The organism is Crossiella sp. NPDC003009 (genome assembly GCF_053591555.1).
Genome location: NZ_JBSFUA010000040.1, coordinates 71,125 through 85,179, shown reverse-complemented (window position 1 = coordinate 85,179; position 14,055 = coordinate 71,125). Strand labels below are relative to the sequence as shown.

Here is a 14,055-nt window from a genome sequence, read left to right as displayed (position 1 = left end):
TGAGCGTCTGCTCGCTGGGATGTGGTTAGTTTTCTCCAGGTTGACGGGCATGGGGAACCTCAAGACTTCGGACAGGTTTTCGAAAAGCCAGCCCGTCGCTGGTTCGCGGGCTTCGCCCTGCGGTCGCTCTTGTCCTGGTCAAGTTCCATAAACCGGTGCTGGCGCGGGACTCGCTGCCAGCAACCGCTGCACCGCCTCCCCCACCTCCTCCACCGGCCACCGCGAGCCCCGGTCGATGAACGGTCCGTGCCGCCACCCGTCCGCGACCCCGATCCGGCCGCCCTCCACCTCGAACATCCGGCCCGTCACCTCCCCCGACGCCTCGCTGCCCAGCCACACCACCAGCGGCGAGACGTTCTCCGGTGCCATCGCGTCGAACTCCGCTTCCGTTGGCGCTGCCATGGTTTCCGCGAAGGCCAGTTCCGTCATCCGGGTTCTCGCGGCTGGGGCGATCGCGTTCACCGTCACCCCGTACCGGGCCAGTTCCGCTGCCGCGACCGTGGTCAGGCCCGCGATCCCCGCCTTGGCCGCTGAGTAGTTGCCTTGGCCGACGCTGCCCAGTAAACCTGCGCCGGAGCTGGTGTTGATGACCCTGGCGGCGATGGGGCGGCCTGCTCGGTGTTCGGAGCGCCAGTAGGCGGCGGCGTGGCGTAGGGGGGCCATGTGGCCTTTGAGGTGGACTCGGATTACCGCGTCCCACTCATGTTCTTCCATGTTGACCAGCATTCGGTCGCGCAGGAAGCCCGCGTTGTTCACCAGGACGTCCAGCTGGCCGAAGGATTCTACGGCGGCGCGGATGAGTCGCTGGGCGCCTTGCCAGTCGGCGATGTCCTCGGTGTTGGCTACCGCCTGGCCGCCCATGGCGGTGATCTCCTTGACCACCTGCTGCGCTGGGCCGGTGTTGGCGCCCAGGCCGTTGAGGGTCAGGCCGGCGTCGTTGACCACGACCCTGGCCCCGGCCTGGGCGAAGGCCAGGGCGTGCGCGCGGCCCAGGCCTCTGCCCGCGCCGGTGATGATGACGACGCGGTTGTGGCACAGCGGGGTCATGGAACCTCCCGGGAGGTGCTTGCCGACAGGAAGGCCGGGGACTCACCTCCGCCGTGCACCGGGAGCGTAGCGCCGCTGACGTAGGAGGCCAGGGGGGAGGCCAGGAATACCGCGCAGGAACCGATTTCCGCTGGGTCGGCCAGGCGGCCTAGGGGCACCGTGCGGCCTACTGCGGCGATACCCGCTTCGTCGCCGTAGTGCAGGTGGGACAGCTCGGTGCGGACCATGCCGACGGCCAGGGCGTTCACCCTGACCTTGGGGGCCCACTCGACCGCCAGGGTGGCGGTGAGGTTGTCGATGCCCGCCTTCGCCGCGCCGTAGGCCGCTGTTCCCGGGCTCGCTCGTCTGCCGCTGACGCTGCTCACCATCACGATCGTGCCCCCACCGTCCTGCTCTTGCATCACCCGGTTGGCGGCCTGGGATACGAGCAGAGGGGCCAGCAGGTTCAACTCGACCACCTTGGCGTGGAACCGGGGCGAGGCCTCGGCGGCCATGGCGAACGGGGCCCCACCGGCGTTGTTGACCAGGATGTCCAGGCGACCGTGCCGACGGGTGATGGAGTCGATGAGGGTGTCCACCTGGGCTGGGTCGCGGACGTCACAGGGCAGGTGTTCGGGTGTCCGGCCCGCTTCCTGGATCGGCCGATCGAGTGGGCGGCGGGCGCAGGTGACCACCTGGGCTCCCGCGGACAGGAACGCTCGGGTTATTCCGGCACCGACACCGCGCACTCCGCCGGTGATCAGGACTACTCGGCCAGCTAGGGACAGGTCCACCGCCACCTCCGGGGCTAGGGCGTGTCTGACGGATCTCGTGCGCGATCGCCGGGCCCAGGCCGTCCCTGGCGACACCGCCGGAACAGCCGAGTACGCCCGGTACGAGGCTGCCCCGGCGGCACCGCCGGAACACCCTGGGCTCCGGCCCTCGCACACGAGATCCGTCAGACACGCCCTAGGCCGGGCGCCGGGCTTGCTGTTAACGTACCAAGCAATCGCTAGGTTTGGAAGAAGGCGCCATGGGCATCACCCGGAACGCGGCCGAGACCTCGATATCCGTTGTGACACTGGACTTTCCGCCGGTCAACGCGTTGCCCGCGCGGGCGTGGCAGGACCTGGCCGACACCATCACCGAGGCGGGGCGGGACCCGGCGACGCACGTGGTGGTGTTGCGCGCGGAGGGGCGTGGGTTCTGCGCGGGGGTGGATCTCAAGGAGCTCCAGGCCGATCCGGACCGGTCGGCGATCATCGGGGTGAACCGGGGGTGCGCGGCCGCGTTCGGCGCGGTGTACGACTGCCCGGTGCCGGTGGTGGTCGCGGTGCAGGGGTTCTGCCTTGGTGGCGGGATCGGACTGGTGGGGAATGCCGATGTCGTGGTGGCGGCCGAGGATGCCAGTTTCGGGCTGCCGGAGGTGGACCGCGGCGCGCTGGGCGCGGCGACCCATCTGGCGCGGCTGGTGCCGCAGCACCTGATGCGGGCGCTGTACTTCACCGCGGCCCGGATCGACGCGCACGCGTTGCGGCACCACGGTTCGGTGTACCGGGTGGTGCCGCGCGCGGAGCTGGACGAGGCGGCGCTGGTGGTGGCGCGGGAGATCGCGGCCAAGGACCCCCGGGTGATCCGGCGGGCCAAGGAGGCGATCAACGGGATCGACCCGCAGCCGGTGCACCGCAGCTACCGCTACGAGCAAGGCTTCACCTTCGAGCTGAACCTGACCGGGGCCGCGGACGAGGCCCGCGCCGCCTTCCTGGACCGCGGTTGAACGGGAGGATCACTGTGCGGGACAAGCGGATGACCGCCGAGCAGGTGGTCGGCGAGCTGGCCAACGGGATGACCGTCGGGATCGGCGGCTGGGGGTCGCGGCGCAAGCCGATGGCGCTGGTCAAGGCGATCCTGCGGTCCCAGCTGCGCGAGCTGACCGTGGTCTCCTACGGCGGCCCCGACCTGGGCATGCTGTGCGCGGCGGGCAAGGTGCGCAGGGCGGTCTACGGGTTCGTCTCGCTCGATTCCATCCCCTACGACCCGTGGTTCCAGCAGGTCCGCCAGCGCGGCAGCCTCGAAGTGTCCGAAGTGGACGAAGGCATGCTGCAGACCGGGTTGCGCGCGGCGGGGCACCGGCTGCCGTTCCTGCCGATCCGCGCGGGCCTGGCCTCCGACGTGCTCCGCCTCAACCCGGACCTGCGCCTGGTCGAATGTCCTTACACCGGCGAGGAACTGCTCGCCATGCCCGCGCTGCCGCTGGATGCCGCGCTGGTGCACCTCAACCTGGCCGACCCGCACGGCAACGCCCGCTACCTCGGCCCCGATCCCTACTTCGACGACCTGTTCTGCCTGGCCGCCGCCCGCCGCTACGTCTCCTGCGAGCGGGTCGTGGACACCGCGGCACTCGTGGCCGCCGGGCCGCCACAGGGCCTGCTGCTCAACCGGATGATGGTCGACGGCGTGGTCGAGGCCCCCGGCGGCGCGGGCTTCACCAGCTGCGTGCCGGACTACGACCGCGACGAGCAGGGCCAGCGCGCCTACGCGACCGCGGCACGGGAACAGAGCTGGGAGTCCTTTGTGGACAGCTATCTGCGGGAGGACTGAGATGACCGCGACCAGGGCCGAGGTGTGCGTGGCCGCCTGCGCCGACCTGTTCCGCCACGACGGCGAGATCCTGGCCAGCCCGATGGGCCTGATCCCCACCCTGGGCGCCCGCCTCGCCCGCCGCACCACCGCCCCCGACCTGCTGCTCAGCGACGGCGAGGCGACCCTGCTCGCCGAGGCGCCAGCCCTCGGCGAGTCAGCGCCCGCCGAGGGCTGGCTGCCCTACCGCAGGGTCTTCGACGTGGTCGCGCACGGCCGCAGGCACGTGGTGATGGGCGCCAACCAGCTGGACCGGCACGGCAACCAGAACATCTCCTGCATCGGCCCGCACGAACGGCCCGTCCGCCAACTGCTCGGCGTGCGCGGCGCGCCTGGCAACACGGTCAACCACCGCACCAGCTACTGGGTGCCCCGGCACAGCGCCAGGGTGTTCGTGCCCGAGGTGGACGTGGTCTCCGGCGTCGGCACCAACCGCGACCCCGGCCGCTTCCACGACCTGCACCGGGTAGTCACCAACCTCGCCGTGCTCGACCTCACCGGCCCCGGCGGCACCTTGCGGCTGTGCTCAGTACATCCCGGCGTCACCGTCGAAGAAGTGGTGGCGCAGACCGGGTTCCCCCTCGACACCAGCGAGGTCACCGAGACCCGCCAACCAGAGGAACACGAGCTCGCACTGATCCGGCGGCTCGACCCGCAGGCCCGGCGCGACCGCGAGGTGCCGTGATGGACACCGCGCTGACCCGGCTGACCGGTGTGCGATATCCGGTGGTGCAGACCGGCATGGGCTGGGTGGCCGGTCCGCGGCTGGTGTCGGCCACCGCGAACGCGGGCGGCCTGGGCATCCTGGCCTCCGCCACCATGACCTACCCCGAGCTGGCGCACGCGATCCAGGAGACCCGAGCCCGCACGAAACAGCCGTTCGGGGTCAACCTGCGCGCCGACGCGCACGACGCCGAACAGCGGGTGGAGCTGCTGATCCGGGAACAGGTCCGGGTCGCTTCCTTCGCGCTGGCACCAAAACCCGAGCTGATCGCCAAGCTCAACCAGGCCGGGGTCGTGGTGATCCCCTCGGTCGGCGCGGCCCGGCATGCGCGCAAGGTCGCGGGCTGGGGCGCGGACGCGGTGCTGGTGCAGGGCAACGAGGGCGGCGGGCACACCGGCGGCATCGCCACCACCCTGCTGCTGCCCTCGGTGGTGGACGCGGTGGACATCCCGGTGATCGCCGCCGGCGGCTTCTTCGACGGCCGGGGCCTGGCCGCGGCGCTGTGCTACGGCGCGGCGGGCATCGCGATGGGCACCCGGTTCCTGCTCACCCAGGAGAGCCCGGTGCCGGAGGCGGTGAAACGCCAGTACCTGGCACACGACATCAACGGCACCGTGGTGACGCACAAGGTCGACGGCCTGCCGCACCGGGTGCTGCGCACCGACCTCATCGACCGCTTGGAGCAGCACGGAAACCTGCGCGGCCTGCTCCGGGCGCTGGGCAACGCGCGCCGGTTCCGCAGGCTGACCGGCCACAGCTGGCGCACCCTGTTCCGCGACGGCATCGCCTTGCGCCACAACAAGAAGCTCAGCTGGGCGCAGACCGTCATGGCCGCGAACACACCGATGCTGTTGCGGGCAGGGCTCGTCCAGGGTGACACCGCCGCCGGGGTGCTCGCCTCGGGACAGGTGGTCGGCCTGCTCGAGGACCTGCCCACCTGCGCCGAGCTGATCGAGAACCTGGTCACCGAGGCCCGGTCCACCCTGGCGCGGGTGGCTTGCCTGGACAGCCGGTAGGGCGACCGCCGGTCAGCCGCGGCCGGGCGTGTGCCCGAAGGCGCGGCGGAAGACGTCGATGAACGCACTCGCGGTGGCCCAGCCGCAGCGGTGCGCCACCGTGGTCACCGGCAGGTCCTCGGCCAGCAGCATCAGCGCGTGCTGCAACCGCAGCTGGGTCCGCCACTGCGGGAAGGACATGCCCAGCTCCACCCGGCACAACCGGGACAGCGTCCGCTCACTGGCCCCGATCTCCGCGCCGAACTCACCGAGCGTGCGCCCGTCCGCCGGGTCGGCGTGCAGCCGCGCGCACACCGCGGCCAGCCGGGCATCGCGCGCGGCGGGCAGCCGGATCGGCTCCTGCGGCGAGCGCCGGAGCTGGTCCAGCAGCACCGCCAGCAGCCGTCGCCGTTCCGGGGTGTCCCCGGTCATGGCGGTGTAGGCGATGATCACCTCGCGCAGCAGCGGCCCGACCGCGAGCACCGCGGGATGGGTGAGCCCCAGCGGGTTCTGGCTGACCGGCAGGCCGATCAGATGCAGCTCGATCCGCCCGTACGCCCGGTGCTCGTGGGTTACCCCGGCGGGCACCCACAGCGCCTTGGTGGCCGGGGCCAGCCAGCGGCCGGCGTCCGTGGTCACCGCCAGCACCCCGGTGGCGGCGTAGTGGATCTGGTTGTCGTCGTGCCGGTGCGGGTCGATGCCCGACCCCGCGGCCAGTTCCCGGTGTGTGGTCGGCGCCACCGGCATGTGGCGGGATTTCGACATTGTCTGGCAGTTTATCGGAAGCACGCCGACCCCGCGCAGGCCACGCTTGAGGCCATGCGGACTTCACCACGGGTGCCCACGCTGTTGCTGGCGGCCGGGCACGGCAGCGTCGACCTGTTCCAGGGCGCGGTACCGGTGCTGGTGCCGTTCCTGGTCGCCGAACGCGGTTACGGCTATGTCGCGGTCGCCGGGCTGGCGCTGGCCGCGAGCCTGCTGTCCTCGGTGGTGCAGCCGCTGTTCGGGCTGTGGACCGACCGGCGCCCGCTGCCCTGGCTGGCCCCGGCCGGCCTGGTGCTGGCCGGGCTCGGCATCGCGCTGGCCGGACTGGTCGAGAGCTACCCACTGACCTTCGCCGCGGTCGCGCTGAGCGGGCTGGGCGTGGCCGCCTACCACCCGGAGGCGGCCCGGCTGGCCCGCGCGATCACCGGCGGCGACCCGGTCGGCATGAGCACCTTCTCCGTCGGCGGCAACATCGGCTTCGCCCTCGCCCCGATCCTGGCCGCCCCGGTGCTGGCCATCGGCGGCCTGCGGGCGACCCCGCTGCTGCTGGTGCTCACCGCGCTCGGCCTGCTGGCCACACTTCCGTTGCTGGGCAAGCACTCCCCCGCACGCGGCGCGCGCACCGCCAAGCCGGGCAAGGACAACTGGCCCGCCTTCCGCACCCTGTCCGCCATCGTCGTGCTGCGCTCAATCGGCTATCTCGGCCTGAGCACCTTCCTCGGGCTGTTCGTGTTGCAGCGGGTGCACGCGAGCCCTGCGGCGAGCGCGGCCGCGCTGACCGTGCTCTACGTCGGTGGCGCGCTGGGCACGGTGCTCGGCGGCAGGCTGGCCCGCCGCTGGGGCCGGGTGCGGGTGCTGCGGATCGCCTATGCCGCGGCGGTTCCCGCGATGGCGGGGATCGCGCTGGTGCCGGGTCCCGCGCTGTACGCCTTCGTCGCGGCCACCGCGCTCGCCCTGGCGGTGCCGTTCTCGCTGCACGTCACGCTGGGCCAGGACTACCTGCCGAACCGGATCGGCACCGCCAGCGGCCTCACCCTCGGCCTGGCGGTCAGCGCGGGCGGCGCGTTCGCCCCGCTGCTCGGCCTGCTCGCCGACGTCACCTCGTTGCAGCTCACCCTGGCCTTGCTGGCCTTGCTGCCCGCCGCGGCCTGGCTGCTGGGCCGCCGCCTGCCCGAACCGGGGCTGACCGTTGTCGGCCACCAGGACCCGGCCGTCACCCGGTAACGCCAGAATCCCAGTCATGCCACGACGTTTCGCCGCGCTCGTGCTGACGGCCTGCCTCGCGCTCGGCCTCGGCACGAGCCCCGGCCACGCGGCCCCGGCCGCCGACCCGTACCCGGCGGTGGGCGCGGGGACCCGGTTCCTGGACCAGGACCGGCTGCTCGGCGACCTGCCGGAACCCGGCTGGTTCAAGGCGAACATCCCGTTCGTGGACCTGCCGGACGCCCAGGTGCAGGAGATCTACTACTACCGGTGGAAGGTCTTCCAGGAGGCGCTGAAGAACACCGGCCCGCGCGAGGGCTGGCTGGTCAGCGAGTTCCTCGGCCCGGTCGGCTACTCCGCGCCCAACGGCGGGATCGTGGCCGCGGCCGGGCACCACGTCTACGAGGGCCGCTGGCTGCGCGACACCCGCTACCTGGACGACTACCTGCGCTACTGGCTGCGCGGCAGCGGCGCGGGGCCCAAGCCGGCCACCGAGTTCCTGAACAAGAACACCACCGACTGGGCGCACCAGTACTCCAGCTGGCTGGCCGACGCGACCGTGGCGCGGGCCTCGGTCACCGGGGACTGGCGGTTCGCCACCGGCCTGCTGCCGGAGCTGCGCCGCCACTGGGACCGCTGGTCGCCGCAGTTCGACACCGGGACCGGCCTGTACTGGCAGACCCCGGTGTGGGACGCCATGGAGTACACCGCGAGCTCCTACCAGAGCCCCGATCCGTACCACGGCGGCGACGGTTTCCGCCCCACGCTCAACACCTACCAGATCGCCGACGCCCGCGCGATCGCCGCCCTGTCCCGCCGCACCGGCGACCACACCACCGCCGCCTACTTCACCCAGCGTGCCCGCGAGCTGTCCGCCGCACAGGAAAAATGGCTGTGGGACTCGAACTCGGCCTTCTACAAGCACGTCATGCGGGATGACAACCCGGACCGCCGCAAGATCGCCGACCGCGAGCAGATCGGCTTCGTCCCCTGGGCCTTCCACACCGCCCCGGCCGCGAACGCCCCGGCCTGGGCGCAGCTCACCGACCCGCAGGGCTTCGACGCCCCCTACGGCCCGCCCACGGTGGAACGGCGCAGCCGCTGGTTCATGCACGAGGCGGACCAGGGCTGCTGCCGCTGGGACGGCCCCAGCTGGCCCTACGCCACCAGCCAAACTCTGACCGGCCTGGCCAACCTGCTCATCGACTACCCCCGCCAGTCCTTTGTGGACAAGGACGACTACTACACCGCGCTGCGCCGCTACGCGCTCACCCAGTACAAGAACGGCCGCCCGCACGTGGCCGAGGCGCACCACCCCGATCGTCCACAGTGGATGTACGACACGCCGGGCCACAGCCAGGACTACAACCACTCCACCTACACCGACCTGGTCCTCTCCGGCCTGCTCGGCGTCCGCCCGCAGCTGGACAGCTCCGTCCTGCTGCATCCGCTGACCCCGGCCGACTGGACCCACTTCGCCCTGGAGAACCTGCCCTACCACGGCCGCAACCTGACCGTGCTGTGGGACAAGGACGGCGCGAAGTACAAGCAGGGCAAGGGCTTCCGCGTCTACCTCGACGGCAAGCTGGTCGCCGCCCGCCCGACTCCCGGCCCGCTCCGCCTCCCCGTCCCCGACGGCCCCCGTCGGCCCCTGCCGCACCTGGTCGACGACGCGGCCAACCCCACCGCCCAGGGCCATCCCGCCGCCACCGCCTCCTACGCCAACCCCGGCGACGATCCCCGCCGCGCCAACGACGGCCAGAACCACTTCCTGGACGTGCCCACCACCCGCTGGACCAGCTACCGCTCCACCAACCCGCAGGACTGGCTGGCCATCGACTTCGGCCGCCCCGCCATGGTCTCCGACGTCCGCCTGTACTTCTACGACGACCGCGGCGGCGTCCAGCCCCCAGCGGCCTTCGCCTTGCAACACCGCCTCCCCGACGGCAGCTGGCAGGACATCCCCGCCCAGCACCGCACCCCGGCCACCCCGATCGGCAACGACCTCACCAGGATCACCTTCCCACCGCTGGAAACGACCGCCCTACGAGTGGTCGGCACCCCAAGACCCGGTGTCGCCTTCGGCCTGACCGCCTTCCAGTCCTGGCGCGCCCCCTAGCTTTCCGCGGGATCGACCACCGCGCTGCGGATGTGTTCGTAGACCACGCTGGTGCGCACGTCGGCCACCTCCGGCCGCTCGGTCAGGCGGTCGATCACGAAGGCGTACAGGCTGTGGTTGTCCGGGACCGCGACGTGGATCAGGAAGTCCTCGCCGCCGGTCACCACGAACACGCCGACCGTCTCCGGCAGCCGGGTGACCCACTCGCGGAAGGCCTCGATGCGCGGGCGGGACGGCGGGCGCAGCCGGACCGCGATCAGGGCCTGCACCGGGCGGCCGATCTTGTCCAGGTCGAGCTCGGCGCGGAAGCCGCGGATCACGCCGCGCTCGCGCAGGCCACGGACCCGTTCCAGCGAGGTGGACGGGGAGACGCCGGTGGCCGCAGCCAGTTCGCGGTTGGTGCGCCGACCATCTCGCTGGAGTTCCCGCAGCAGTGCCTGATCTAGTTCGTCGAGCCTGTCCATTGTCGGCTTCTCTCCGAATTAAGTTCGATTGAGCAGCGATACTAACGCGCGAGTGCCTAGCATCCAGTCTCATGTCCGCATTTGTCACGCCAACTGAGCTGGTCACCGAAGAACTGCGCACCGACCAGTCCACCCGGCAGACCCGGATCAAGTGGGTCATGGCCGTCGATCCCGAGCTGCCCATCGGGCTGATCGCCAACGCCACCGCCTGCCTGGGCGCGGTGATCGGCCGGGCCCTGCCCAACGTGCTCGGCCCGGACAGCAAGGACGGCTCCGGCAGCGTGCATCCCGGACTGCCCTGGCTGGGCTGCCCGATCCTGGCCGCCGGCGCCGAGCGACTGAGCCGGATCCGGGCCAAGGCACAGGACCGGCCGGACATGCTCATCGCCGACATGTCCGAGGTAGCGCAGAACGGCCGGGTCTACGACGAGTACCAGGACGCGCTGGCCACCCTGGCCGCCGAGGACATCCGCTACCGCGCGCTGGCCATCGTCGGGCCGCGCAACCGGGTGGACAAGCTGGTCGGCGGGCTTCCCTTGCTGCGCTGAGGTTTCAGGCCACCATGCCGTCCCAGGCCCGCAGCGTCAGGTCCACCACCCGGTCCAGTTTCGCCCGGCTGGTGCCGCCCGCGGCCTGCACCGAGATGCCGAAGGCCACCGCGCTGACGTAGCGGGCGAGGTCAGCGCAGTCCACTGTGGACGCGATCTCGCCGTCGGCCCGGGCCTGACGGAAGCGGGCCGCCAGCGCGCGTTCGCCCTCGCGCCGCCAGTCCAACAGCTCCTGGCGGATGCCGTCGTGGTCCGGGCCGACCGCCAGCGCGCCCTGCACGCCGAGACAGCCCCGAGGGCAGCCCTTGGCCGTGGTGACCCGGACCGCGCCGCGCAGGAACACCTCGGCGGTCTGCCGCGCGGTCGGCTGGGCCAGCGACTCGCGCATGTGGGTGGCGTAGTGCGTGGAGTAGTGCGCCAGCGCGCGGCGGAACAGCTCGGCCTTGTTGCCGTAGGCGGCGTATAGGCTGGGCCGGTTGACCCCGACCGCCTCGGTCAGGTCGGTCAGCGCGGCGCCCTCGTAGCCCTGTCGCCAGAACACCCGCAGCGCGGCGTCCAGTCCCGCGTCCACGTCGAACTCACGAGGCCGTCCGGCGGGCATCGCACACCTCCGTCACCGTAACGAATACCACTCGGTACAGAATAAGCTTGACCATGTCCGGCCGCCAGCCTTAAATGTGTACCGACCGATAAGCAATGATGGGGAGCACGGCATGGCACAGCAGCTGGCGGGACGGGTCGCGTTGGTGACGGGTGGTTCGCGGGGCATCGGCGCGGCGGTGGCGATCCGCCTGGCCAAGGAGGGCGCGGCGGTCGCGCTGACCTACGCCAGCTCGCCGGAGCGGGCGCGGCAGGTGGTGGCCACCATCACCGAGGCAGGCGGGCGCGCGGTGGCGATCAAGGCGGACTCGGCGTCCGAGGCGGAGGTGGTGGCCTCGGTCGAGCAGACCGTGACCGAGTTCGGCGGGCTGGACATCCTGGTCAACAACGCCGGTGGCGGCCGCTGGGCCACCGTGGACGAGCTGACCGTGGCCGACTTCGACCGCACCTTCGCGGTCAACGTGCGCGCGGTGTTCGTGGCCGTGCTGGCCGCGAGCCGGCACCTGCGCGAGGGCGGGCGGATCATCACCATCGGCAGCATCAACGGCGACCGCATCCCGGTGCCCGGCGGCTCGGTCTACGCCGCGGCCAAAGCCGCCATCGACGGCCTCACCAAGGGCCTGGCCCGCGACTTCGGCCCGCGCGGCATCACCGTGACCAACGTGCAGCCCGGCCCGGTGGACACCGAGGGCAACCCGGCCGACGGCCCGCACTCCGACACCATGCGCGGCCTGATGGCGTTGCCGCGCTACGGAAACGTCGAGGAGGTGGCCAGCTTCGTGGCCTACCTGGCGGGTCCCGAGTCCAGTTTCATCACCGGCACCAGCCTGGACGTGGACGGCGGTTACGGGGCCTGAGTCACAACACCGGCGCGATCTGGTCGTCCCGGCCCAGCAGCGCCTTGCCGTAGACCTCAAGCCCCACCGGGAGAACCGCGAACGCGTGCCGGGCCGCGACCGCGGAATCCCGCCAGATCCGTTGCAGCGCATTGCTGTGCGCGAAACCGCTGGCGCCGTGCGCGGTCAGCAGCAGCTCGATCGCCTGGCGCACCTGCTCGATCGCCCACACCGTGTCCGCCCGGACCCTGGCCCTGGTCACCAGGTCCGGGTGGACACCTCGCGCGGCGGCCGCGTCGAGGTCCGCGGCAGCCCGGAAGGTGTGCAGGTGCGCGGTGTCGAGGCGGGTGGCGGCCTCGGCCAGCTGGAGCTGGAAGGCCACCGAGTCGGTCTGCCGGGCGTAGGTGGTGCCGGCGACGGCCTTGGTGTCCGCGGCCGCGCGCACGATCCGCAGCGCGGCCCGGCCCATGCCCAGCTGCGGGGCGGCGAGCACCAGGGTCAGCGTGGGGCCAAAACCGGCGCGGTAGCGGGGGTGGTGCACGCCGAGCTCACCGCGGACCGCCTCGGACAGGGAGATGATGCGGTGCGCCGGCACGAACACGTCCTCGGCGATCAGGCAGTTGCTGCCGGTGGACTGCATCCCGGCCATGTCCCAGGTGTCCTCGAACCCCAGTTCCGCCTTGGGCACCAGGGCCATTCCCTGGTCCACCACCGCGCCGGAGTCATCCGTCAGCGGCAGGCCCAGCACCGCCCAGCTCGCATGCCAGGAACCGGAGCTCCAGTGCCAGCGGCCGGTGAGCCGGTACCCGCCCTCGACCTTGCGGCTGGTCGAGGTCGGCGGCAACGCGCCGCAGATCAACGCCTCCGGGTCCGCGCCCCACAGCTCCTCCCGCGCCCGCTCGGGGAAGAGTCCGGCGACCCAGGCCCCGATGTTGCTCAGGGTCAGCACCCACCCGGTGCCCCCGTCGGCCTCCGCGACCGTGGCGCAGACTTCCAGCAGCTCGGCCATGGACAGCTCGTGCCCGCCGTAGTCCTTCGGCTGGACCAGCCGAAACAGCCCGGCGGAAACCAGCGCGTCCAGCGTCTCCGCCGGGATCCGCCGGTCCCGTTCGCCCTGCTCGGCGTTGTCGCTGATCAGCGGCCGCAGTTCGGCCGCCCTGGCCAGTAGTTCGGCCGCGCTCGTCATCGTGCCCCCCAGTCGCCTCGGTCAGGCTGCCTGCTGACACAGGCAGTGCACACAGGAGTCGGCGAAGACCCGGACCGCCTCCCGGTCGTCCTCGGCCCGCCAGATCACCGCCAGCTGGGCGGGCGGCAGGCCGGTGACCGGGCGGCAGCACACGTCCGGCCGTTGGTACAGCTCGACGTTGCCCGCGGCGAGCAGGCTGACGCCGAGTCCGGCGGCGACCGCCTCGAAGCTTTCCTCCGCGGTGGCCGCCTCCACCCCGATCAGCGCGGGCCGGTCCCGGTGCGCGGTGCCCAGCCAGAAGTCCCGCTGCGGCCCGGCGGCCGGGGGCAGCGCCACGAACGGCTCCCCCGCCAGCTCAGCGAACGACACACTGTCCGAAGTGGACAGACGGTGGGCGGGTGGCAGCGCGGCCCACAGCGGTTCGGTGCTGACCACCTTCCAGGACAGGCCCGCGTTGGGCGGCACCGGCAGCCAGCCGATGGCCACGTCGGTCTGCCCGTCCAGCAGACCGGCCGCCGGGTCGGTCCAGCTGACCTGCCGGAAGCTGAGCCGCCACTGCGGCAGCACCGCGCCCAGCCGCGCGGTGACGGTCGGGATCAGGCCGCGGCCGATGCGGGTCTGGAAACCGACGGTGAGCACGGTGTCACAGCAGGAGGCCGCCTCGCCGACCTGCCGCCTGGCCTGCTCCCACTGCGCCAGCATCTCCCTGGCCAGCGGCAACAGCGCCGAGCCGGCCGGGGTGAGCGCGACGGTGCGGCGGTCCCGGTCGAACAGCTCGGTCCGCAGCTGGGTCTCCAGCTGCCGGATCTGGCGGCTGAGCGTGGGCTGGGCGATGAACAGCCGGTCGGTGGCCGCCCTGGTGAAGCTCAGCTCCTCCGCGACGGCCACGAAGTAGCGCAGGTCACGCAGGTGAGGCTCCATAGCAACAGGCTATAACAACAGGTCTTGG

At 71.9% G+C, this 14,055-nt stretch carries 15 protein-coding genes; 8 read left to right on the top strand and 7 right to left on the bottom strand.

The features are described 5' to 3' along the window. Nucleotides 1-138 precede the first annotated feature (138 nt). Nucleotides 139-1,047, bottom strand: a complete 909-nt coding sequence (locus ACWDY5_RS31610) for an SDR family oxidoreductase (RefSeq protein ID WP_449725795.1) — start codon at nt 1,045-1,047, stop codon at nt 139-141. Then, the gene (locus ACWDY5_RS31605) at nt 1,044-1,826 is read right to left on the bottom strand and encodes an SDR family oxidoreductase (protein WP_449725794.1); all 783 of its coding nucleotides are present in this window, start codon (nt 1,824-1,826) and stop codon (nt 1,044-1,046) included. The genes ACWDY5_RS31610 and ACWDY5_RS31605 overlap by 4 nt, the downstream gene beginning before the upstream one ends. Nucleotides 1,827-2,059: 233 nt before the next feature. Here ACWDY5_RS31605 and ACWDY5_RS31600 point away from each other — a divergent pair, with 233 nt between their 5' ends. From ACWDY5_RS31600 to ACWDY5_RS31585, 4 genes are read left to right on the top strand one after another with little or no spacing between them, the layout of a single operon-like run. Then, nucleotides 2,060-2,803: an enoyl-CoA hydratase family protein gene (locus ACWDY5_RS31600; RefSeq protein WP_449725793.1), complete on the top strand. Its 744-nt coding sequence runs from the start codon at nt 2,060-2,062 to the stop codon at nt 2,801-2,803. A 14-nt stretch (nt 2,804-2,817) separates the two neighbouring features. Next, nucleotides 2,818-3,627, top strand: a complete 810-nt coding sequence (locus ACWDY5_RS31595; protein WP_449725792.1) for a CoA transferase subunit A — start codon at nt 2,818-2,820, stop codon at nt 3,625-3,627. Between the two features lies 1 nt (nt 3,628). After that, nucleotides 3,629-4,351, top strand: a complete 723-nt coding sequence (locus ACWDY5_RS31590) for a CoA-transferase subunit beta (protein ID WP_449725791.1) — start codon at nt 3,629-3,631, stop codon at nt 4,349-4,351. Continuing rightward, a complete protein-coding gene (locus ACWDY5_RS31585; RefSeq protein ID WP_449725790.1) occupies nt 4,351-5,406 on the top strand; it encodes an NAD(P)H-dependent flavin oxidoreductase in 1,056 nt (351 codons plus the stop codon). Before ACWDY5_RS31590 ends, ACWDY5_RS31585 begins: the two co-directional genes overlap by 1 nt. A 12-nt stretch (nt 5,407-5,418) precedes the next feature. Here the strand turns inward: ACWDY5_RS31585 and ACWDY5_RS31580 are convergent, their stop codons facing one another. Then, the gene (locus ACWDY5_RS31580; RefSeq protein WP_449725789.1) at nt 5,419-6,150 is read right to left on the bottom strand and encodes an AraC family transcriptional regulator; all 732 of its coding nucleotides are present in this window, start codon (nt 6,148-6,150) and stop codon (nt 5,419-5,421) included. A gap of 54 nt (nt 6,151-6,204) precedes the next feature. On the opposite strand from ACWDY5_RS31580, the gene ACWDY5_RS31575 reads away from it, so the two are divergent. Then, nucleotides 6,205-7,374: an MFS transporter gene (locus ACWDY5_RS31575; RefSeq protein ID WP_449725788.1), complete on the top strand. Its 1,170-nt coding sequence runs from the start codon at nt 6,205-6,207 to the stop codon at nt 7,372-7,374. Nucleotides 7,375-7,390: 16 nt separating this feature from the next. Continuing rightward, nucleotides 7,391-9,472, top strand: a complete 2,082-nt coding sequence (locus tag ACWDY5_RS31570; protein WP_449725787.1) for a discoidin domain-containing protein — start codon at nt 7,391-7,393, stop codon at nt 9,470-9,472. Here ACWDY5_RS31570 and ACWDY5_RS31565 read toward each other — a convergent pair. Beyond that, nucleotides 9,469-9,936, bottom strand: a complete 468-nt coding sequence (locus ACWDY5_RS31565) for an Lrp/AsnC family transcriptional regulator (RefSeq protein ID WP_449725786.1) — start codon at nt 9,934-9,936, stop codon at nt 9,469-9,471. The genes ACWDY5_RS31570 and ACWDY5_RS31565 overlap by 4 nt on opposite strands. Before the next feature lie 71 nt (nt 9,937-10,007). Here ACWDY5_RS31565 and ACWDY5_RS31560 point away from each other — a divergent pair, with 71 nt between their 5' ends. Then, entirely contained in the window at nt 10,008-10,484 is a 477-nt protein-coding gene (locus tag ACWDY5_RS31560; RefSeq protein ID WP_449725785.1) for a DUF2000 domain-containing protein, read from the top strand. A 4-nt stretch (nt 10,485-10,488) separates the two neighbouring features. On the opposite strand, the gene ACWDY5_RS31555 is transcribed toward ACWDY5_RS31560, so the two are convergent. Further along, nucleotides 10,489-11,085 carry a TetR/AcrR family transcriptional regulator gene (locus ACWDY5_RS31555; protein WP_449725784.1) on the bottom strand — a complete coding sequence of 199 codons (597 nt, stop codon included), beginning with the start codon at nt 11,083-11,085 and terminating at the stop codon, nt 10,489-10,491. 112 nt (nt 11,086-11,197) lie between these two features. Between ACWDY5_RS31555 and ACWDY5_RS31550 the strand changes: the two genes are divergently transcribed. Next, nucleotides 11,198-11,941: a 3-oxoacyl-ACP reductase family protein gene (locus ACWDY5_RS31550; RefSeq protein ID WP_449725783.1), complete on the top strand. Its 744-nt coding sequence runs from the start codon at nt 11,198-11,200 to the stop codon at nt 11,939-11,941. 1 nt (nt 11,942) lies between these two features. Here ACWDY5_RS31550 and ACWDY5_RS31545 read toward each other — a convergent pair whose 3' ends face one another. Together ACWDY5_RS31545 and ACWDY5_RS31540 are read right to left on the bottom strand one after the other, a co-directional pair. Beyond that, nucleotides 11,943-13,106: an acyl-CoA dehydrogenase family protein gene (locus tag ACWDY5_RS31545; RefSeq protein WP_449725782.1), complete on the bottom strand. Its 1,164-nt coding sequence runs from the start codon at nt 13,104-13,106 to the stop codon at nt 11,943-11,945. Nucleotides 13,107-13,127: 21 nt separating this feature from the next. Beyond that, complete coding sequence (locus ACWDY5_RS31540; RefSeq protein ID WP_449725781.1) at nt 13,128-14,027, bottom strand: LysR family transcriptional regulator; 900 nt, start codon at nt 14,025-14,027, stop codon at nt 13,128-13,130. Nucleotides 14,028-14,055: the final 28 nt, after the last annotated feature.